17 protein-coding genes and 1 riboswitch are annotated in these 21,546 nt (G+C 54.5%); of the genes, 8 read left to right on the top strand and 9 right to left on the bottom strand.

The features are described from left to right. Position 1: 1 nt before the first annotated feature. Positions 2 to 643 carry a formate dehydrogenase FDH3 subunit beta gene (gene fdh3B / locus Q394_RS19180; protein ID WP_051542827.1) on the top strand — a complete coding sequence of 214 codons (642 nt, stop codon included), beginning with the start codon at positions 2 to 4 and terminating at the stop codon, positions 641 to 643. A 4-nt stretch (positions 644 to 647) separates the two neighbouring features. Next, the gene (locus tag Q394_RS19175; protein WP_051542822.1) at positions 648 to 1,673 is read left to right on the top strand and encodes a formate dehydrogenase subunit gamma; all 1,026 of its coding nucleotides are present in this window, start codon (positions 648 to 650) and stop codon (positions 1,671 to 1,673) included. A 10-nt stretch (positions 1,674 to 1,683) separates the two neighbouring features. Here Q394_RS19175 and Q394_RS0104875 read toward each other — a convergent pair whose 3' ends face one another. Genes Q394_RS0104875 through Q394_RS0104865 form a run of 3 tightly spaced genes read right to left on the bottom strand, consistent with a single transcriptional unit; the run spans position 1,684 to position 6,410 of the window. Continuing rightward, a complete protein-coding gene (locus Q394_RS0104875; protein ID WP_028488284.1) occupies positions 1,684 to 2,991 on the bottom strand; it encodes an ATP-binding protein in 1,308 nt (435 codons plus the stop codon). A gap of 58 nt (positions 2,992 to 3,049) precedes the next feature. Next, positions 3,050 to 5,104 (bottom strand): sensor histidine kinase, encoded by a 2,055-nt coding sequence (locus Q394_RS19170; protein ID WP_051542818.1) that lies wholly within the window; start codon positions 5,102 to 5,104, stop codon positions 3,050 to 3,052. Then, positions 5,085 to 6,410: a sigma-54-dependent transcriptional regulator gene (locus Q394_RS0104865; protein ID WP_028488283.1), complete on the bottom strand. Its 1,326-nt coding sequence runs from the start codon at positions 6,408 to 6,410 to the stop codon at positions 5,085 to 5,087. The genes Q394_RS19170 and Q394_RS0104865 overlap by 20 nt, the downstream gene beginning before the upstream one ends. 250 nt (positions 6,411 to 6,660) lie before the next feature. Here Q394_RS0104865 and Q394_RS0104860 point away from each other — a divergent pair, with 250 nt between their 5' ends. The 4 genes from Q394_RS0104860 to Q394_RS0104845 are packed head-to-tail and all read left to right on the top strand — an operon-like array spanning position 6,661 to position 11,308. Then, a complete protein-coding gene (locus tag Q394_RS0104860; RefSeq protein WP_028488282.1) occupies positions 6,661 to 7,494 on the top strand; it encodes an ABC transporter substrate-binding protein in 834 nt (277 codons plus the stop codon). 6 nt (positions 7,495 to 7,500) lie between these two features. Further along, positions 7,501 to 8,202, top strand: coding sequence for an ABC transporter permease (locus Q394_RS0104855; protein WP_028488281.1), 702 nt, complete (start codon positions 7,501 to 7,503; stop codon positions 8,200 to 8,202). Next, entirely contained in the window at positions 8,199 to 8,894 is a 696-nt protein-coding gene (locus Q394_RS0104850) for an ABC transporter ATP-binding protein (RefSeq protein ID WP_028488280.1), read from the top strand. The genes Q394_RS0104855 and Q394_RS0104850 overlap by 4 nt, the downstream gene beginning before the upstream one ends. Positions 8,895 to 8,902: 8 nt before the next feature. Continuing rightward, positions 8,903 to 11,308, top strand: coding sequence for a bifunctional molybdopterin-guanine dinucleotide biosynthesis adaptor protein MobB/molybdopterin molybdotransferase MoeA (locus tag Q394_RS0104845; RefSeq protein WP_169735879.1), 2,406 nt, complete (start codon positions 8,903 to 8,905; stop codon positions 11,306 to 11,308). Between the two features lie 11 nt (positions 11,309 to 11,319). Here the strand turns inward: Q394_RS0104845 and Q394_RS0104840 are convergent, their stop codons facing one another. Further along, on the bottom strand, positions 11,320 to 11,820 hold the full coding sequence (locus Q394_RS0104840; RefSeq protein ID WP_028488278.1) for a disulfide bond formation protein B: 501 nt from the start codon (positions 11,818 to 11,820) through the stop codon (positions 11,320 to 11,322). A 92-nt stretch (positions 11,821 to 11,912) separates the two neighbouring features. Between Q394_RS0104840 and Q394_RS19165 the strand changes: the two genes are divergently transcribed. Beyond that, a complete protein-coding gene (locus tag Q394_RS19165) occupies positions 11,913 to 12,917 on the top strand; it encodes a protein adenylyltransferase SelO family protein (RefSeq protein WP_051542815.1) in 1,005 nt (334 codons plus the stop codon). 46 nt (positions 12,918 to 12,963) lie between these two features. Here Q394_RS19165 and fba read toward each other — a convergent pair whose 3' ends face one another. From fba to tkt, 5 genes are all read right to left on the bottom strand, one after another. Continuing rightward, complete coding sequence (gene fba, locus Q394_RS0104830; protein ID WP_028488277.1) at positions 12,964 to 14,028, bottom strand: class II fructose-bisphosphate aldolase; 1,065 nt, start codon at positions 14,026 to 14,028, stop codon at positions 12,964 to 12,966. A 43-nt stretch (positions 14,029 to 14,071) separates the two neighbouring features. After that, the gene (gene pyk / locus Q394_RS0104825) at positions 14,072 to 15,514 is read right to left on the bottom strand and encodes a pyruvate kinase (protein ID WP_028488276.1); all 1,443 of its coding nucleotides are present in this window, start codon (positions 15,512 to 15,514) and stop codon (positions 14,072 to 14,074) included. 127 nt (positions 15,515 to 15,641) lie between these two features. After that, positions 15,642 to 16,823, bottom strand: a complete 1,182-nt coding sequence (locus tag Q394_RS0104820) for a phosphoglycerate kinase (RefSeq protein WP_028488275.1) — start codon at positions 16,821 to 16,823, stop codon at positions 15,642 to 15,644. Positions 16,824 to 16,929: 106 nt separating this feature from the next. Then, positions 16,930 to 17,934 (bottom strand): type I glyceraldehyde-3-phosphate dehydrogenase, encoded by a 1,005-nt coding sequence (gene gap, locus Q394_RS0104815; protein WP_028488274.1) that lies wholly within the window; start codon positions 17,932 to 17,934, stop codon positions 16,930 to 16,932. Between the two features lie 78 nt (positions 17,935 to 18,012). Further along, positions 18,013 to 20,007, bottom strand: coding sequence for a transketolase (gene tkt, locus Q394_RS0104810; RefSeq protein ID WP_028488273.1), 1,995 nt, complete (start codon positions 20,005 to 20,007; stop codon positions 18,013 to 18,015). Positions 20,008 to 20,260: 253 nt separating this feature from the next. Beyond that, positions 20,261 to 20,339, top strand: a riboswitch (S-adenosyl-L-homocysteine riboswitch). 24 nt (positions 20,340 to 20,363) lie between these two features. Here tkt and metK point away from each other — a divergent pair. Beyond that, positions 20,364 to 21,527, top strand: a complete 1,164-nt coding sequence (metK, locus tag Q394_RS0104805) for a methionine adenosyltransferase (RefSeq protein ID WP_028488272.1) — start codon at positions 20,364 to 20,366, stop codon at positions 21,525 to 21,527. Positions 21,528 to 21,546 lie beyond the last annotated feature (19 nt).

Genomic DNA, 21,546 nt, shown 5'->3' with positions numbered 1-21,546 from the left:
CATGGCAAGAATGAAATTTTATTGTGATGCGGAACGCTGCATTGAGTGCAATGGCTGTGTCACGGCGTGCAAAAACGCTAACGAAGTGCCGATGGGCGTTAACCGCCGCCGGGTGGTGACGATCAAAGATGGCGAGCCGGGTGAACGTTCGCTGTCGGTCGCCTGTATGCATTGTTCCGACGCGCCCTGTCAGGCGGTGTGCCCGGTGGATTGTTTCACCACCACCAAAGACGGCATCGTGCTGCACAACAAGGATACCTGTATCGGTTGTGGCTATTGCTTCTATGCTTGCCCGTTCGGTGCGCCGCAATTCCCTAGCGATGGCGCATTCTCGTCACGCGGCAAGATGGACAAATGCACCTTCTGCGCCGGAGGCCCCGAAGAAGCCGACAATAGCCCGGAAGAGTTCAGAAAATACGGCAGCAACCGTATTGCTGAAGGCAAGCTGCCACTGTGTGCGGAAATGTGTTCCACCAAGGCATTGCTGGCGGGGGATGCGAATATCGTTGCTGACATCTACCGCAAGCGGGTGGTGAACCGGGCGGCGAGCGCACTGGTTTCAAGCTCTAGCCTGCAACAAACGGGTTTCCAGCCAACGGTGGTTCCGCCAGAACTGGAAGGTAAGGCTACAGCCACGGAGTAGGATTATGAACAAGGTTCTCCTCTTGTTGTGTCTGCTGGTGGTTGTGCCAGGTGTACAGGCGGCGGATCAAACCGCAGCCCCGCCACCGTTAGCGGCGCAAAATGTACCCTCACCGGGCGTGGATTTATGGAATGAAATCCGTGGTCGCGACGGCACGGATACCGGGCAAATTCGGACGCAGGTGCAAGGCGTCGATACGGGCGTGCTGATCAACAAGCAAGGTCAAGACTGGCGCGAATACCGGATGGAAAAACTGATTCCGAACGCGGCTATCGTGCTCGGCTTGGTGGCACTGGCGATTATCGTGTTCCGGCTGGTACGCGGTAAGATTCCAATCCGCGCCGGGCGTTCTGATCACAAGATCAAGCGTTTCAGCACCTTGCAGCGTTATGTGCATTGGACGACGGCTATCCTGTTCGTGGCACTGGCCATTACTGGCATGGTGTTGATGTTCGGGCGTCATATTGTGATTCCTGTGTTCGGGGCGGAAATCGGCGGCACGCTGACTTACCTGTTCAAGCGTATCCATGATTTTGCGGGGCCTGCGTTTGCCGTATCGTTGGTGGTGCTGGTGATTACCTTCATGAAAGGCAATATGCCCAAACTGCTCGACCTGAAATGGCTAGCAAAAGGTGGCGGCTTGTTTGGCGACAAACACGTTTCTGCTGAATGCTACAACGCGGGCGAGAAAGGCTGGTACTGGATTGCAGCCATCGTTGGCGCATTTGTAGTGGTCAGCGGGCTAGTGCTGGATTTCCCCAACTTCGAGCAGGGGCGCAACGTCATGACGTGGTATCACTGGATTCACAGCATCGCAGGCGTGGTCATTATGTCGGGCGCGATGGGACACATCTACATGGGTACAGTCGCCATGGAAGGCGCGTTTGAAGCCATGGCGACCGGCTATTGCGACGCCAACTGGGCGAAGGAACACCATGATTTGTGGTACGAGGAAATGAAGGATCAAGCGGTTCCGGCAGACAGTATTGAGCAGGCTAAGGGCGATGGCTTGTTAGATCACTCACGTTAAGGAAGCGTCATCACTTCAAGTCCTCCAGCGAAAATCCCCGATAAGTAATGTCATAGCCCGCAAGTTTTTGCTCAAGCTTGCGGGCTTTCTCTTTCAGGTGGCTGAGCCGCAAACTTTTAGGATTGCGTTTGACTTCACCGATCAAGGCAGTTTTATCCAGCTCATTCAGCGCCACCACATCGATTTCGTTTTTATTACTCGCCTCCCAATAGCCACCAATCAGGTTGTATTGCCCACTGGCAGCGAGCTGTTTATGAATCAGTTGCTCCAACCACAGGCCGCTATACGTGGGGAAATCCCGCTGAATCGCTTGACGGATGAAGGCGAAGTTTTCGATCTCAATCGCGCTACGATAGCGATAAATGAAGCGAAACCAGAAACTGAGGAAGGCGTCCTGAATCCGGTACTTGATCTGGCGGCTGGTGGAAAGCGCCAGCACAGGACGGATGCGTTGCAGAATATCGAACTCCTCTTCCAGACGCTTGAGGTAAGGGCCAATGGATATTTCCAGCACAGACTCGATTTCGCTGCGGCTGGTTTTGCCGCTGGCAATGGTGGCGAGTATGGAGAAATAGGTATTTTGCTCCGCCCCGAATTCTTCTGCCAGACGATAGCGGCCTTCCTCCAGTATCAGGCTGTGTTCGTTGATCAGCGCTTCCCAAATATCCTGTTGCGGATCAGTTTGTGCCAACCATTCGAGGTATTTGGGAATGCCACCGCTGAGCGTGTACCAGATAAGCATGGCTTCCGGGCTGAAACGCTGTTGGTCGTGCAGCAGCTCACTGAGGTAGGCCGGTTTTAACGGTTGTAGGTTGATACGGTGATCGGCACGCCCGAATAGCGGCTCGCGGCTATTCTGGAACAAACGGGTCATCAGGGAATACAGCGACCCACAACAAATCAGGTGCAGACGCATGGAGGCGCGATGCTGATCCCACAAATGCTGCAATTCCGAGAAAACTGCGCTATTGACGCGAGCAATGTCCTGAAACTCGTCCAAAATCAGGGTCAACGGCTGGCTTTTTGCATATTGGAAGAGGATTTCCAACACTTCGCGCAAGCTTTTGGGCTGCCCAAAGACTGGAATGTTCAACTGGGTACGTATTTGTTCGGTGAACTCATCACACAGCAAGGGTTCCGCCTTGCGGGAAATGAACAGGTACAGGGTAGGCCACCGCTGAAAAGTCTCATGCAGTAGAGCAGTTTTACCGACCCGCCGCCGCCCTACCAACATGGTCAGGCTGGACTGTCCATTGGCGGCCTGTTCAGACCAAAACTGGAGCTGCTGTTGTTCCGATTCGCGGTTGTAGAACTTCATACAGAGTTACCGTAATAATTGTTACAGTAACTTATGCTACAGTAAATGGACACCTATTTCACGTCTCATCCACCGGGCTTTCCAGCAAATACACACTGAACATTGTGCCCTTACCCAACACCGATTCCACCGTAATATGTCCGCCGTAACGCTGCACCATTGCATAGCTCAACGACAGCCCCAACCCCGTACCTTCACCGCTCGGTTTGGTGGTAAAGAATGGGTCGAAAATGCGCGGCAAGTGTTCTGGCGCAATGCCTGCACCGTTGTCGCGGATGTGGATAACAACCCCCAAAAACGCCCAGCGTTCTGTGCTGATGGTAATCAAGCCACCGCTTTCCGGCAGCGCCTGAATACTATTGCGGATCAAGTTGACCAAAACTTGCTGTAATTCCTGCGGGTTGACCGTGACCTTCAGGCTAGCACCGAAATCGGTCTTGAAACGGACATGCCGATGCTGGTGGCTATGCTTCAGCAGCTTGAAGGTTTGTGCGACCAAAACATTCACATCCACCTGTTCCAACTGCAAATGATCAGCAGGCCGGGCGTATTGCAACAGGTTGTGGATGATGGCGCGAATCCGGTCGATCTGTTCGATAATGAGGTCGATTTCTGGCTGTACCGGCTGGGCGTGTTCCCTCAGTAATGAAGTCATCACGTCAACATTGCCGAGAATGACCGCGACCGGGTTATTGATTTCGTGCGCCATGCCTGCGGTCAACTCGCCGAGTGCTGCCATTTTTTCGGCAGCAACCAATTGATTGCGGGTCGTGTGCAACAAGGTAATCGTGCGACTGAGATCAGCGTTTTTCTGCTGAAGTTCGGCGGTACGTTCGTCGACCTTGTGTTCCAGATGCGTTGCCCAGTGGCTGATTTCATCGCTGCGTAATTGCAGTTGTTCCAGCATCAGGTCGAAACGACGGGCGAGTTCAGCCAATTCGTCGCGGGAAGCCAGCTTGCCGATGCGCTGCTTTTCCCCCCGGCTGATGGCGCGGATAACCTCACGCATTTTTTCCAGCGGCCGCAGGATAACCCCAGCACCCTGTACCACTAGCGCCGCTGTCACGCCAGTCAGCGCCAGAAACAGCACCAGTAAGAACAGGATGGCATTCCACAATTTGGTTCGGAATGGCTGCTCCAGATAACCGGCGTAGAGGATGCCAACCCGCTGCCCCCTTTCATCCAAAATCGGCTCGTAGGCGGAAATGTACCAGTCGTTGACCACGAAGGCGCGGGCGATCCAGTTCTGCCCCTGATCCAGCACGGTATGGCGCACAATTTCTGATACCCGCGTTCCCAGGGCACGTTCACCCGGTTTCAGCGGCACGTTGGTGGAAATGCGCACGTCATCCAGAAAGATCGTCACCGTGCCGATACTGCCCGGCAGCAGGCTGCCCTTGCCGTACACCAAATCGCGGATGGCATCGACCAGCGCAAAATTGCCGTTGAGCAACACCCCCGCATCCATCACCGCAATGACATGCTCCTCGGTATCGCGTACCGGATACAGCACGCGGATCATCATCCCCCGGTTTTCCTGCTGCCGCTGGATGGGTCGGGCGTAAGGGGTGGAAAGTAGCGGCAAGCGTACTTGTTCCTCCAAATGCGGGTCAACGCGGCGCAAATCTTCCGGGCTGAAAATGGCAATACCGGTGCTGGCCTGCCCCCGAATCGCGGCTTGCAACGCAGGCGACTGACGCCCGGATTGCGCATCCGGGAAGCTATCCAATTGCCCCAAATCCAGCAGTTGCAGGTAGGCAAGCTGTTCCTCACGACGCAAAGCTTCCAGCCGTCGGGAAATACCCGCCTGATCCCCGGCATCCAGCAAGGTACGGAAAGCATACGACTCGCCGAACCGCGCCAATCGGTTGAGGTAATCCTGTTGCAGGCGGCGGAACACATCATCCGCCACTGACAGATCGGTATTCACCTTAATAAACAACTGCTGGTAAGTGAGCTGATAGCCCCAATACACCGTCGCCCCCAACAGCAACGGCATCATCAGCAACAAGGGCAGCAACACCAGCAACAAGACTTTGTAACGTACCGAACGCTGAATCTTGCGGAACAGCAGACGCCATAGCTTCACCCGATCACTCCAATGCCCAGCCATTCAACTTGCGTTCCAACGTCTTGCGGGAGATACCCAATTGCCGCGCCGCTGCCGACTTGTTGCTGTCTTCCAACGCCAGTACACGCAGAATATGCTGCTTTTCCACATCCTCCAGCAGCAAAGCCTCTTCCTTGAGTACGGGCAGTTTTCTGCCGGATGGCGTTCCCGCCAAACACTGGCTAGGCATAATGCCCAACAACAACGCCCGTTCGATCACGTTTTTCAGTTCGCGCACATTGCCCGGCCAGTCGTAGGCTTGCAGACGCATGATTTCGGCTCTATCCAGCGGTAAGGCATTCACCCCCAGTTCGCCGGAAAGCCGTTTGCTGAAATGGTGTGCCAGTAAATCCACATCCTGCCCACGCTCACGCAACGGCGGCAGGCGGATGCTGAGTACATTCAGACGGTAAAACAAATCCTGACGGAACAACCCCTCTTTAACCCGCTGCACCAGTTCGCGGTTGGTAGCGGCAAGGATACGCACGTCAATCGGCGTTTCACGGTTGGAACCCACCGGGCGAATACGCTGCTCTTCCAGCACCCGCAGCAAATGCACCTGCATGGTCAGCGGCATTTCACCGATTTCATCCAAAAACAATGTCCCCCCGTTGGCGTAGGCAAACAGCCCTTCCCGCGCCTGATGCGCCCCGGTGAAAGAGCCTTTGACGTGACCGAACAGCTCGCTCTCCATCAGCTCTGCCGTCATCGCCCCGCAGTTGACCGAGACAAAATTACCTTTGCGCTGGCTGAGTTCGTGAATCGCACGGGCGGCCAGCTCCTTGCCCGTACCGGATTCACCCTCAATCAACACGGTAGATGGCATCCGCGCAACCTGTCGAATGATCTGGCAGACGCTGTGTACCGCCTCGCACTCACCAATAATACCGCCGACCTCCAAATGCTGTTCCAATTGGCGGCGCAACACGAAGTTTTCCCGGCGTAACTGCTGAGTTTCCAGACAACGGTCAATCGCTGCGAGTATCTGCTCCAGCCGGAACGGTTTAAGGATGAAATCCATCGCCCCCACCCGCAGCGCTTCGATGGCGGTTTCCAGACTGGCGTAGGCGGTGATGAAAATGACCGGGGTCAGGTTGCCCTTGTCGCGCATTTCCGTTACCCATTCCACCCCGGTACGGTCTGGTAAGCGGATGTCGGAAATGATCAAGTCAAAATGGCAGCGTTCCAGCAGCGCATTGGCAGTTTTTACATCGCCCGCCGTTTCGATCAGGTCAAAGCGACTGGTTAGGCCACGCAGGAAAAAGGACTGGATACCAGGCTCATCATCAACAATCAGCACAGATTTCATTAGGTGGGGTTACCAATGGCTTGCAATACCGATGATTGTATCATTATGACCCATAACCTGTGCAACATATGGGACATAATGAACCAATTTGACATCAATCAGCCATCAGCCTTGGTGGTTTAGCGTAGTTTCAGGGTGTTTTATACCTGCCAAAACGGCTTTTAGACCGATAAGTAGCAAGGTGGCATTGTTTTTGCTCTGTATCTGCCAGTTGCAAACACAATGTATACCACTCACTCAAGGAGACTTCATGAAAAAGCTGTTATCAACCCTATTGCTGGCAAGCGCATTCCTGTGCGGCGTAGTTTATGCCGATGATAAACCTGCCAACATGACGCTGAAAATGGCCACCACCACCAGTACCGAAAACTCCGGCCTGCTCACAGATTTGCTGCCCAAATTCGAGAAAGAATCTGGCTACAGCATACAAGTCATTGCCGTCGGCACGGGCAAGGCGCTGAAAATGGGTGAAGATGGCGATGTGGATGTGGTACTGGTACACGCCCCCGCTGCCGAAAAAGAATTCGTCGAAAAAGGCTACGGCGACAAGCGTTACCCGGTGATGTACAACGATTTCATCGTGCTCGGCCCCGATGCTGACCCGGCAGGCGTGCGCGACACCAAGACTGCGCCTGAGTCATTCGCCAAAATCGCTGAGAAGCAAGCCATTTTCATCTCACGCGGCGATGATTCCGGCACGGACAAGAAAGAAAAGCAATTGTGGGAAACCGCAGGCATCAAGCCAGCAGGTGACTGGTACCGTGAAGCCGGACAAGGCATGGGCAAGGTTATCCAGATGGCGGGCGAACTGGAAGGTTACACCCTCGCTGACCGTGGCACTTGGCTAGCGGGCGTTGACAAATCCCCATTGAAAATCGTCCACGAAGGCGACAAGGATTTGTTCAATCCCTATGGTGTGATTGCGGTCAGCCAAACACGTTACCCCGACATTAACCACACGGGCGCACAAGCCTTTATCGACTGGATCGTCTCGGCAAAAGGCCAGCAAGCAATTGCCGATTTCAAGATCAACGGTACGCCATTGTTCACCCCGAATGCTGACAAACCAGCGACCGCCAAATAAGGGTGCATGGATGCCCTGATTGACGCCAGCCTCAAAGCCCTGCACCTGCTGTTCAGCGGTGACATGGCCTTGTGGGAAATTGTCGGAATCTCCTTCCGCGTTTCCCTGCTGGCCTTACTGATCGCCACCCCGCCAGCCGTGTTGCTGGCGTTTGTGCTGGCGTATGGAAACTTTCCCGGCAGGCGGCTGATCATTGCCCTTTTCAGCACCCTGCTATCCGTGCCGACGGTCGTGATTGGCCTAACCTTGTACCTGATCTTGTCACGGCAAGGCCCCTTAGGGGAATGGCACTTGCTGTTCACCCAAAACGCCATGATCATCGGGCAGATTGCCTTGGCCTTTCCAATGCTGGTGTCGATCGGTCATTCGGCACTTCAGGCGGCTGACCGCCGCGCGTGGGAAACGGCGCGGACACTGGGGGCTTCCCACCTGCGGGCGTTGCTGACGATTATCTACGAAGTGCGTTTCGGCTTGCTGGCGGCAGTGTTGGCCTCGTTCGGGCGGATTATTTCGGAAGTGGGCGCGTCAATGATGCTAGGCGGCAATATTCTGCATCACACCCGCAATATTCCGACCGCAATTGCATTGGAAACCAGCAAAGGTGAATTCGCCCAAGGCATCGCACTCGGTATGGTATTACTGGTGATGGCGGCCACTCTCAACGTATTGTTACACCACTTTCAAGGCAAAGGATTTGTTGGCTCATGAGTACACTGCATTTCCGCGACATCCATAAACACTACGCCCGGCGCACGATCCTGGCGGGGCTGGAACTGTGCCTGCGTACCGGTAGCTGCACCCTGCTGACCGGCGAAAATGGCACGGGCAAAACCACCTTGCTGCGCATCCTCGGCGGTTTCGAGAAGCCGGAACAATTCGCGGCCGACACCGGCCACGCACAGCTCAACTGGCGACATTACCGCAAGCTGTTGCAAAGCAGCGTGCTGTATTTGCACCAGCAACCCTATATGTTTGAAGGCAGTGTGCGCGACAACCTCAGTTTTGCTCTTGACCGCAGCCTGCCGAAAGCCGAACGCGAGCAACGCATCCACACCGCGCTGCAATGGGCAGGGCTGGAAAAAATCGCCGATACCCGTGCAAAAACCCTGTCCGGCGGCGAATACCAGCGGGTGGCATTGGCACGCGCCTGGTTACGCCAACCGCGTATCCTGCTGCTCGACGAACCCACCGCCAACATGGATAGGGAAGCCCGCAACCGCACCATCAGCCTGTTACGCCAATTACGCGACGACGGCATGGCACTGTTGGTCGCCAGCCACGACCCGGAATGTTTTTCATCATTGGTCAACGAACACCTGAATCTGAGCGCAGGCCGCCTGCAAACGGTTACACCCGCGTCCCGATTCGTTAACATGACCCTTTTACAGCAGGCATCGTGAGTACCATCATGAAAAAGAAGCTTTCAACCACCGATATTACGGGCGTCATCCTCGCAGGCGGACGCGGCAGCCGCATGGGCGGACAGGACAAGGGACTGATCGACTTCAACGGACTGCCGCTGGTAGAACACCTGCTGAACGCACTTCAGCCACAAACCGGCGCGGTGCTGATCAACGCTAACCGTAATCACGAGCGCTACCAGCGCTACGGCTTGCCAGTGGTTAATGATGAACTCAGCGGCTTTCAGGGGCCATTAGCGGGCTTCGCCGCAGCGATGCAGGAAGCCAAAACAGCCTACATTATGACCGTGCCCTGCGACGGCCCCACTATCGCGCCGGACATGGCGGAACGCCTGCTACAAGCCCTGCAACAAAACGATGCTGAACTGGCCGTCGCGCATGACGGCGAACGCCTGCAACCCGTACATGCGCTGATCCCCGTCAGCCTGCTGCCCAGCCTGCTGGCCTTTCTGGAAAACGGCGACCGCAAGATCGACCTGTGGTACGCACAACACCGCATGGCACGAGCAGATTTCGCCACTTGCCGCGACATGTTCCGCAATATCAATACCCCAGAGCAGCAAGCAGAAATGGAAGGGGCGAAAATCCCCCTCCCTTCCTCCACCACCCCATTCCCCATCCTCGGCTTCTGCGCCTGGAGCGGCACTGGCAAAACCACCCTGCTCACCGAACTGATCCCCCGCCTGAAATTCGCCGGGCTGCGCCTGACGGTGATCAAACACGGCCACCACAATATCGAGCTAGATACACCGGGCAAAGACAGCTACCGTTTCCGCGAAGCCGGAGCCGATCAGGTACTGCTGGCTTCCCGCAAACGCATGGCGATGATGCAGGAATGCAAAACCCAGCGCGAACCGGAACTGGTCGACGTGCTGCATTTCGTCAACCCCGATTGCGCCGATCTGGTGCTGGTGGAAGGCTTCAAGCACACCGCCATTCCCAAAATCGAAGTACACCGCCCTAGCCTCGGCAAACCCTTGCTGTTCCCCGACGACAGCCATGTGATTGCCTTGGCAACCGACGATATGACGCTGGAAACGCCGCCACACATCACCAAACTCGACATCAACCAACCGGATCAAATCGCCGAATTTGTGCTGAACTGGATGAAGAAAGGGGAAACCCCTCCCTCCACCCACCACATCCGTTCCGCCCCCAGTTGTGCCGACGACCTCGACCCCACCAGCCTGAGCGTCGCCGCCGCCAGCAGCCGTATCATGGATGCCCTGCAAGCGGTTTCCCCCGCGCTCAAACGTCCGTTACGCGATGCCCTCGGGCATATTCTGGCGGAAGACGTGATTTCCCCCCTCAACGTACCCAACCACGTCAACTCAGCGATGGATGGTTACGCCCTGAACGGCACTGACTTGCCGGGCGATGCCATCCGCGAATACCGGGTAATCGGTACAGCGTTCGCCGGTGTACCCTTCAGCGCTAGCTGTGCTCAGGGCGAATGCGTGCGCATCATGACCGGCGCACCCATGCCAACCGGAACCGATACCGTGGTGATGCAGGAGCAAACCGAAGCAGGCGCAGCAGGCAGGGTGCGCATCGGCGCAGGCCACCGCAGCGGGCAAAACGTGCGCCAAGCAGGTGAAGACATCGCCAAGGACAGTTGCGTTATCAGTGCTGGGCGGCGGATAAATCCGGCGGATTTGGGTGTACTCGCCTCCCTCGGCATCAGCGAACTCAGCGTCTACCGTCCGCTGCGGGTAGCGTTTTTCTCCACGGGGGATGAACTCCGCAGCATCGGCGAAACCCTGCGCGACGGGGAAGTTTACGACAGCAACCGCTACGCCCTGTACGGCATGTTGAAACAGCTTAACGTCGACATCCTCGACATGGGCGTGGTACGCGATGACCCAACGGCGCTGGAAGCGGCTTTCCTGCAAGCCTCGGCAATCGCCGATGTGGTCATCACCTCCGGCGGTGTCTCCGTGGGTGAAGCCGACTACACCAAGCTCATCCTCGACAAGCTCGGGCAGATCAATTTCTGGAAAATCGCCATCAAACCGGGGCGTCCGCTGGCTTTCGGCAAGCTCGGCAATGCGCTGTTCTTTGGCTTGCCGGGAAATCCGGTGGCGGTGATGGTGACATTCCTGCAATTCGTCCAGCCTGCCTTGCTGAAACTTGCCGGGCAAACGGCTGACCAAGCGTTGCTGGTGGATGCCATCAGCCAAAGCCGCCTGAAAAAACGACCGGGGCGGATGGAATTCCAACGCGGCACGGTGAGTCGCGCAGCAGACGGCAAACTGGTGGTGGAAAAATCCGGCTATCAGGGTTCCGGCGTGCTCAGTTCCATGAGCAAGGGGAATTGCCTGATTATTCTGCCGGAAGCATCCGCCACGGTAGAACCGGGGGATGTGGTGCAGGTACAGCTATTCGGTTGGTGATAGCGACTCAGCTACACCTGATCCGCGCGGTTTTGCTTGCGGAATAAAGCCCAAGCTGCCGCGACAAACGCTGATAGGAAAGAAACCAGTGCCCAATTGGCGAGGGAAAGCCCCAGAATGACCAGCTCCTCGTCTTCACACAAACCCGTCACCTCAAACAGGGCGGGAACGTGATCACTGAGGAAATAAACCAGTTGTTCAATCAGGTTGGGTTGTCCGCCTGCGCAAGAGACTTCGCCGGGGGGCTGTAATTGCAACCATGTTTGGTAAGTGGCAGTTGCAGTGCCCACGCCTGCCAGCAACAGCACCAGCCCACCCCAGACTTTTTCACCGAATCCTGTGACGGCGAGCAGCGCAAACACCCCGATCAGCATGAACAGTAAGCGCTGGAAAATACACAAGTAGCAGGGGTGAAGATCCAGCAATGCCGTCAGCACAAAGCTGCTTGCCGCGAGGCTCAGCGCGATCAGGCCAATGACGAGCCAGAGGTTTTTACGGATGAAGGTCAGCATGGGTATGGGGTATCCTGTGTTTATATTTTGTCAGTGTAATCAGATGATGGGATGGTAGCGATGATAAAAGGCATACTCGGCAATATTGTTAAATGATGAAACGCTTAAACGAACTCACCCTCCAACACCACTTCCACAATCTAGGAAATGCGTTTTACACCGAGCACCAACCACAAGGACTGCAACAGCCTCGCCTCGTCCGCACCAATCGAGCGGTGGCAGAATGGATCGGTCTCGATCCTACAGAATTCACGACGGATCTGTTCCTGCAAGTGTTCAGCGGTAATACCTTGCTGCCCGGTATGCAACCACTGGCGCAGGATTACGCCGGGCATCAGTTCGGCCACTTCAACCCGTTTCTCGGTGATGGGCGAGCCTTGCTGTTAGCTGAGGTGGTAACACCCACCGGCACTCTGGATGTTTACCTGAAAGGTGCAGGCAAAACAGCCTACGCCCGCAACGCCGACGGGCGTGCTGGATTACGCGAATGCCTGCACGAATTTGACACGACTGAACAACTCGCCGCGCTAGGTGTACCGACAACGCGGTGTTTGTGCGTCGTAGCAGGCAGTCAGCAAGTGTATCGGGGCGGCTTTGAATCCGCTGCCATAGTGACCCGGATTGCCCCCAGCCATGTGCGCTTTGGCACGTTTGAAAACTATTTTTTCCAGAAAAATACGACAGCTTTACGCCAACTGGCTGATCATGTGATCGCTTGCCATTACGCGGACTGCGTGGCGAATGGCGATTATGCAGGCTTTTTCAGGGAAGTGGTGGTACGCACTGCTCGCCTGATTGCGCACTGGCAAGCAGTCGGCTTTGTGCATGGGGTGATGAATACCGATAACCAGTCGATACTGGGTATAACGCTGGATGTGGGGGCAAGTGCTTTCAACCCGAAACGTGACCCTGACGTTACCAGTCACCCGGATGATGAGCACCACCGTTATGCATTCGGGCAACAACCCGTGGTGGGTTTGTGGAATTGTAATGTGTTGGCACGCGCCCTTTCCCCACTGATCACGACGGCGCAACTTCGTGCAGCCTTACAGGAATATGAACCGGCATACCTGCGTTACCATGCGCAACTGGTGTAAAAAAAAGGGGCACGAAGCCCCTTTTTTAGGTATTACACGCTGAAAATCAAGACACTTTCGGGTCGAGTTTGCCAGCTTTGTATTGACCAAACATCACTTCCAGTGAAATTGGCTTGATGTTGCTGGCTTGACCAGCAGAACCGAACGCTTCAAAGCGCGCTTGGCAGATGCCTTTCATCGCTGCGGTGGATTCTTTCAGGAACTTACGTGGGTCAAAGTTGGCCTTGTTGTCATGCAAGTGCTTACGGATTGCACCCGTGGATGCCATACGCAGGTCAGTGTCGATGTTGACTTTACGCACGCCGTGCTTGATGCCTTCCACGATTTCAGAAACCGGTACGCCGTAGGTTTGACCCATGTCGCCGCCGTAGTTGTTGATGATTTCGAGCCAGTCTTCTGGCACAGAAGAAGAACCGTGCATAACCAAGTGAACGGTTGGGATACGTGCATGGATTTCTTTCACACGGTCAATACGCAGTACATTGCCGGTAGGCTTCTTGGTGAACTTGTATGCACCATGGGAAGTACCGATAGCAATCGCCAGCGCGTCAACACCCGTCTTGCGCACGAAGTCAGCCGCTTCTTCTGGGTCAGTCAACAACATGGAATGATCCAGCACGCCTTCTGCGCCGTGGCCGTCTTCTTCACCCATCATGCCGGTTTCCAGTGAACCCAAGCAACCCAATTCGCCTTCAACAGAAACGCCGCAAGCGTGCGCCAGTTCAACCACTTTACGGGTCGTTTCAACGTTGTATTCGTAGCTGGAAGGGGTTTTTGCATCAGCCATCAGGGAGCCGTCCATCATGACCGATGAGAAGCCGGACTGGATGGAACGGAAGCAAACTGCTGGTTCAGAGCCGTGATCCTGATGCATAACGATAGGGATATGCGGGTACATTTCGACCGCAGCCAGTACCAGATGACGCAGGAACGGTTCGCCTGCATAAGAACGCGCACCAGCGGAACCTTGCAGGATAACTGGGGAGTTGCACGCATCAGCCGCCTGCATGATGGCGTGGATTTGCTCCATGTTGTTAACGTTGAATGCTGGCATCCCGTAGCTGTTTTCAGCCGCATGATCCAGTAATTGGCGCAATGAAATCAAAGCCATGTCGTTCTCCTCGAAATGTTATGTAAACTATATATATTGTGTCTTAACCATTCTGATGCTCACCAACGCGCAGAATTTTGAGCTGGTTGGTACCACCCTTAATGCCCATAAAATCACCCTTGGTGATAATGACCAGGTCACCATTTTCCACGATACCTTCTTCAATCATCAGCTCAACGGCTTGGCGATTGGCGATTTTCGGGTCTTTCATCGGTTCGTGCAATTTCACCGGATAAACACCACGGTACATACACACGCGCCGGGCAGCCGCATCGCGGGACGTTAACGCGTAAATCGGAATACCGGAACGAATCCGCGACATCCACAACGGCGTAGCACCTGATTCGGTCAATGTCGCAATCGCCCGTACACCCATGTGATTGGCCGTGTACATGGTTGCCATGGCGATACCTTCATCGATACGCTCGAAATGCTCTTCCATACGATGCCCAGACCGACTGGTATAGCTGGAATTTTCAGCCTCATCACAAATAGCCGCCATCGTTTTAACCACCAGTGCAGGGTGTTTACCCGTCGCCGTTTCGCCGGATAGCATGACCGCATCCGTGCCATCCATGACCGCATTGGCAACGTCAAACACTTCTGCACGCGTGGGGATCGGATTATCGATCATGGTTTCCATCATCTGCGTCGCAGTGATGACCGCACGGTTTAGGGTACGGGCACGGCTTATCAGGCATTTTTGAGCTTGTGGCAACTTAGCATCGCCAATTTCCACACCCAAATCACCCCGTGCAATCATAATGACATCTGAAGCCAGAATGATTTCATCGCGGATCGCTGCTTCCATCGTTTCCGCACGTTCCATCTTGGCCACGATCCCGGCTTTGCAACCTGCTTCCAATGCCAGACGACGCGCTTCATGAATATCAGCCGCCGAACGCGGGAAAGACACTGCCAGAAAATCCACGCCAATGCTGGCGGCGGCGGCAATGTCTTCCCTATCTTTATCCGTGAGGGCTTCAGCACTCAAACCACCGCCACGACGGTTCAAGCCTTTATTATTGGACAAAATACCGCCATTGATAGCGCGGGTATGGATTTCCTGCCCCTTCAATGCGGTAATTTCCAAGACAATACGCCCATCATCCAACCAGAGTTCATCGCCGACGACCACGTCGTTGATCAGTTCCTTGTAACCCAGTCCGACCCGCTCTTGCGTGCCCGCATCGGCAGCAAGCTCTGCATCCAAGATGAAAGCATCACCCGGTTTCAGAGTGATTTTACCGTCGATAAAGCGTGCAATACGTAACTTTGGCCCTTGCAAGTCACCCAAAATGGCAACTATTCGTCCAACTTTATGCGCCAACTCACGCACCAACACGGCACGCGCCGCATGTTCTTCGTGTGTACCGTGTGAGAAATTCATCCGCACTACGTCCACACCCGCCCGAATAATAGCTTCGATCGCCTCTGGCGTGTCTGTAGCAGGCCCCATAGTCGCTACAATTTTAGTCCTTCTCAATGTATTACCTATTAACTGTGTGCTGTAAAGTGCTTAGTTTATGCTTGTTCTATGATAGTTGTATTATGAAATCATGTACTGAAAAACCATTGTCAGACTAAAGTCTGACAATGGTGGGCTTAGTTAATCAGCCTTTGGCGCGTTCTTCCAGCATGGCAACTGCCGGGAGTGTTTTGCCTTCCAGATACTCCAGGAAAGCACCGCCAGCAGTGGAGATGTAGGAAATCTTGTCGTAAATATCGTATTTTTGAATCGCTGCGATAGTATCGCCACCGCCCGCCAGCGTGAACGCTTTGGTTTCAGCCATTGCCATTGAAATGGCTTTAGTGCCTTCGCCGAATTGGTCAAACTCGAATACACCGACCGGACCATTCCAAACCACCGTGCCAGCGTTCATGATGATGTCGACCAGCTCTTGTGCAGACTTGGGGCCGATGTCGAAAATCATGTCGTCGTCAGCCACGTCTTTGGCATCTTTCAATACGGCTGGCTCGGCTGGGTCGAATTTCTTGCCACACACCACGTCAACCGCGATAGGAATAGTCGCGCCGCGAGCAGTCATTTTCTTGATCAGGACATTGGCTGTATCAACCAGATCGTCTTCACACAGGGATTTGCCGACGTTGTGGCCGGTGGCTTTCAGGAAGGTGTTGGCAATACCACCACCGACAACCAGTTGCTCACATTTTTCAGAAAGCGCTTCCAGCACGGTCAGTTTGGTGGAAACTTTGGAACCACCGACGATAGCTACCATTGGGCGTGCCGGTTTTGCCAGCGCCTTGTCCAGTGCAATCAGTTCTTCCGTTAGCAGGATGCCTGCGGCTGCGACTGGGGCAAACTTGCCCGCGCCGTGGGTAGAAGCTTGCGCACGGTGCGCTGTACCGAAAGCATCCATCACGAAAATATCGCACAGGGCGGCATATTTCTTTGCCAGCTCTTCGTTGTCTTTCTTTTCACCAGCGTTGAAGCGTACATTTTCCAGCAGGACAACTTCGCCTTCGGCAACGTCAAAACCACCGTTGATGTAGTCCTTGACCAGACGAACATCTTTGCCCAGCTTAGCGCTCATGTCTTCAGCGATAGGCTGCATGGAGTTGGCTTCATCCACTTCACCTTCGGTCGGGCGACCACGGTGAGACATGACCATGACTTTCGCACCAGCTTTCATGGCGTGCTCAATCGTCGGCATGGAAGCAGTAATACGGGCGTCGGAAGTAACTTTGCCGTCTTTGACAGGTACATTCAGGTCGGCGCGGATCAGGACACGTTTGCCCTTCAGATCCAAGTCGGTCATTTTGATGAAAGCCATGTGGTGAAACTCCTTGCAGAAATCAAATCAGTCAAATAAAGCGTGGATGATTTATTTGAGTGATCTGGGAAGGAGGGCGAGAGATTCCCCGCCCATCCTTTGAACCTTAGTTCGCTGCTACGTGCTCAACAAAGCGCAGCATGTTAGCGGTATAGCCGTATTCGTTGTCGTACCAAGCCACGACTTTCACGAAGGTGCCATCCAGCGCGATACCCGCTTCAGCATCAAAGATGGAAGAGAAGCCAACACCACGGAAGTCAGTGGAAACCACTTTCTCGTCGGTGTAGCCCAGTGTCTTGCTCATCTCGCCAGTGGTAGCCGCTGCTTTCATGGCTGCACAGATGTCAGCGTAAGTCGCTTCTTTGTTCAGCTCAACCGTCAAGTCAACCACGGAAACGTCAGAAGTAGGCACGCGGAACGCCATACCCGTCAGTTTGCCTTTCAGCTCTGGCAGTACCACGCCAACTGCTTTAGCAGCACCGGTGGAGGATGGAATGATGTTTTCCAAAATACCACGACCACCGCGCCAGTCTTTCATGGAAGGGCCGTCAACCGTCTTCTGGGTAGCCGTCGCTGCGTGAACGGTAGTCATCAGGCCACGCTTGATGCCCCAAGTGTCGTTCAGAACTTTCGCAACAGGTGCCAAGCAGTTAGTGGTGCAAGATGCCGCAGAAATGATCGCTTGACCGGCGTAAGTGTTGTGGTTTACGCCATAAACGAACATCGGGGTGGTATCTTTGGAAGGAGCGGACATAACCACTTTCTTCGCGCCTGCTTCGATGTGCTTCTGGCAGCCTGCTTCGTCGAGGAAGAAGCCCGTGCATTCCAGCACGATGTCAACGCCGATGTCGCCCCATTTCAGGTTGGCAGGATCGCGTTCAGCCGTCAGGCGTACTGTTTTGCCGTTAACCAGCAGGTTATTGCCGTCAACCGCAACATCACCACCGAAACGACCGTGTACGGAATCGTATTTCAGCATGTATGCAAGGTAATCAGCTGCCAGCAGGTCATTGATACCGACAACTTCGATACCAGGAAAATCTTTGGCGATAGCGCGGAAAGCCATACGACCGATACGACCAAAACCATTGATGCCAACTTTAATTGTCATGAAGAACTCCTCTAAAATTAATCAGATAAAATGAGTAGCGGCTCCCCTCCTCAGAAAAGCCGCCGGTTGTCGATTTGCTTATGCGACGCTATTGATCGCGTTCAAGACGTTTTCGGCAGTGAAGCCAAATTGCTTGAACAATTGATCCGCTGGGGCAGATTCACCGAACGTCGTCATACAGACAACTTTACCATTCAGTCCGACATATTTATACCATCCATCACCGATCGCTGCTTCTACTGCAACACGCGCAGTCACGGCTGCGGGCAGGACAGATTCTTTGTACGCTGCGTCTTGTGCGTCAAACACGTCAGTGGATGGCATGGAAACCACGCGCACTTTCTTGTCAGAAGCGGCGGCGGCTTCCATCGCCAACTGCACTTCAGAACCTGTTGCAATCACGATCACGTCAGGTGTGCCAGCGGTATCTTTCAGGATGTAACCACCCTTAGCGATATTGGCAAGGGTCGCGGCATCGCGGGTTTGATGCTTGAGGTTCTGGCGCGAGAAGATCAGCGTGCTAGGGCCTTTGTATTCAATCGCGTGTTTCCAGCAAACCGCTGTTTCCACTGCATCACAAGGACGCCATACCGACATGCGTGGGATCATGCGCAAGGTCGGGATTTGCTCAACTGCTTGGTGAGTCGGGCCGTCTTCGCCCAGACCGATAGAGTCATGGGTGTACACGAAGATCGTCTGAATATTCATCAACGCAGCCATACGCAGCGCGTTACGGGCATATTCAGAGAACATCAGGAAGGTCGCACCGTAAGGCAGCAAACCGCCGTGCAGGGTCATGCCGTTCATGATCGCGCTCATACCGAATTCGCGCACACCGTAAGACAGGTAGTTGCCGCTGAAGTCTTGCGCTTTACCATGACCCGCACTGATGTGCTTGCTCATTTTGTTGAAGGTATTGTTGGAAGGCGTCAGGTCAGCAGAGCCGCCGAGGAATTCAGGCAGCAGTGGTGCAAACGCATCCAGCGCATTCTTGGACGCCACGCGCGTCGCTGGAGATTCTGCTTTCGCATCAATCGCCGCAATCGCTTTCGCAGATTCTTCCGCCCAGTTAGCAGGCAGTTCGCCAGCCATACGGCGCTTGAATTCAGCCGCTTCAGCAGGGAATGCCGCCGCATAAGCTGCAAACGTACCGTTCCACGCTTCTTCAGCCGCTGCACCTTTGGCTTTCGCATCCCAACCTGCGTAAACGTTAGCAGGAATCTCGAATGGCGCATGAGCCCAACCCAGTTGTGCACGGGTCAGCGCAACTTCTGCATCACCCAGTGCTGCACCGTGGCAGTCGTGTGAACCAGCCTTGTTCGGTGAACCAAAACCGATGGTGGTTTTGCAGCAAATCATGGTGGGCTTGTTGGTTTCAGCTTTCGCTGCCACAACGGCTGCCTTGATTGCATCAGCATCGTGACCGTCAACGCTCAGTACGTGCCAGCCGTAAGCTTCAAAACGCTTAGGGGTATCGTCTGTGAACCAGCCGTCGACTTCGCCGTCGATGGAGATATTGTTGTCGTCGTAGAAGCAAATCAGTTTGCCCAGACCCATCGTGCCTGCGAATGAACACGCTTCATGGGAAATGCCTTCCATCAAGCAGCCATCGCCAAGGAACACATAGCTGTAATGGTCAACAATGGTGTGACCCGGCTTGTTGAATTGCGCACCCAGAATTTTTTCTGCCAGCGCCATACCCACGGCATTGGTGATGCCTTGACCGAGTGGGCCGGTAGTGGTTTCAATACCCGGCGCGTAACCGTATTCCGGGTGGCCTGGGGTTTTGGAATGCAATTGGCGGAAAGCTTTCAGGTCATCCATGCTCAGGTCATAGCCTGTCAGGTGCAGCACAGAGTACGGCAACATGGAGGCATGGCCGTTAGACATCACAAAGCGGTCACGGTTGACCCACTTGGGGTTTTGCGGATTGTGTGACATGAAATCGTTATAGAGGACTTCGGCAATGTCTGCCATGCCCATCGGTGCGCCCGGATGCCCGGAATTTGCTTTTTGTACGGCATCCATTGCCAAAACGCGGATTGCGTTAGCCAGCTCGCGGCGTGTAGTCATTGATGGGTCTCCTGTAGTTTTGAATCGATAGCATTCGAGCCTTTTGTATATTTATTATGCAGGCGGTATAATGTCTTGTATTGTGGCGGACTTCTGCTAAGGGGGCAACTCTCCCTTGTTAGATAGGGCACACCCCATTTATGTGATTTTTTTATCACTTTCCGGGGTGAGGAATGGTGCAACATGGATTTGTTTTCGCTATTATGCCGCTCGTCGGGAGCTGACAAGGCTAGTTAGTTATCCGCAACCCATGGTATCTGAGGAGCGTTGCGACGGGAAGCATCCCGCCAGGCTCAGATAATGGTTGAACATACCAACGGCGCTCAGTCATTTAATTTTTATTTAGGAGAACTTTAATGACTGAGAGAAGCTACCTCTTCACTTCTGAGTCTGTTTCCGAAGGCCACCCGGACAAAATGGCGGATCAGGTATCCGACGCCATTCTGGACGCGATCATCGCCAAAGACCCGTATGCACGCGTTGCCTGCGAAACCCTGACCAAGACCGGCATGGTCGTACTGGCAGGCGAAATCACCACCAATGCTGAAATTGACTACGAAGGCATCGTGCGTGGCGTGGTTAACGACATCGGCTACAACAACTCCGAAATTGGTTTCGACGGCCACACGTGCGCGGTCATCAATGCACTCGGCAAGCAATCCCCCGACATCGCCATGGGCGTTGACCGTGCCAAACCAGAAGACCAAGGCGCGGGCGACCAAGGCTTGATGTTCGGTTACGCCAGCAATGAAACTGACGTACTGATGCCAGCGGCACTGACCTATTCCCACCGTCTGGTAAAGCAACAAGCGGATATGCGTAAAAACGGCACGCTGCCTTGGCTGCGCCCGGATGCAAAATCCCAAGTCACTGTGCGTTACGAAGCAGGCAAAATCGTTGCCATCGACGCAGTGGTACTGTCTACCCAGCACAACCCTGAGATCAGCCTTGACGACCTGCGCAGCGCCGTGCTGGAACACGTCATCAAGCCAGTCCTACCAGAAGAATGGCTGCACGCTGGCACGCAATACCACATCAACCCGACCGGCAACTTCGTGATCGGTGGTCCTGTGGGCGACTGCGGTCTGACTGGGCGCAAAATCATCGTTGACACTTACGGCGGCATGGCGCGTCACGGTGGCGGCGCATTCTCCGGCAAAGATCCTTCCAAAGTTGACCGTTCTGCCGCTTATGCAGCGCGTTATGTGGCGAAAAACATCGTCGCAGCAGGCTTGGCAGAACGTTGCGAAATTCAAGTCTCCTACGCTATCGGCGTGGCGCAACCCACCTCCATCACGGTTGAAACCTTCGGCACTAATACGGTCGATGAAACCCTGATCGCTGATCTGGTACGCGAACACTTCGACCTGCGCCCTTACGGCATCACCAAAATGCTCGACCTGCTGCGCCCAATCTATCGCGGCACGGCGGCTTACGGTCACTTCGGTCGTAAAGACCTCGACCTACCGTGGGAACGTACCGACAAAGCTGCTGCCCTGCGCTCTGCCGCTGGCCTGTAAAAAATTTAGGAGATGACAA

This window comes from Thiothrix lacustris DSM 21227 (assembly GCF_000621325.1).
GTDB classification, from domain to species: domain Bacteria; phylum Pseudomonadota; class Gammaproteobacteria; order Thiotrichales; family Thiotrichaceae; genus Thiothrix; species Thiothrix lacustris.
This window is presented reverse-complemented; position numbering and strand designations above follow the sequence as displayed.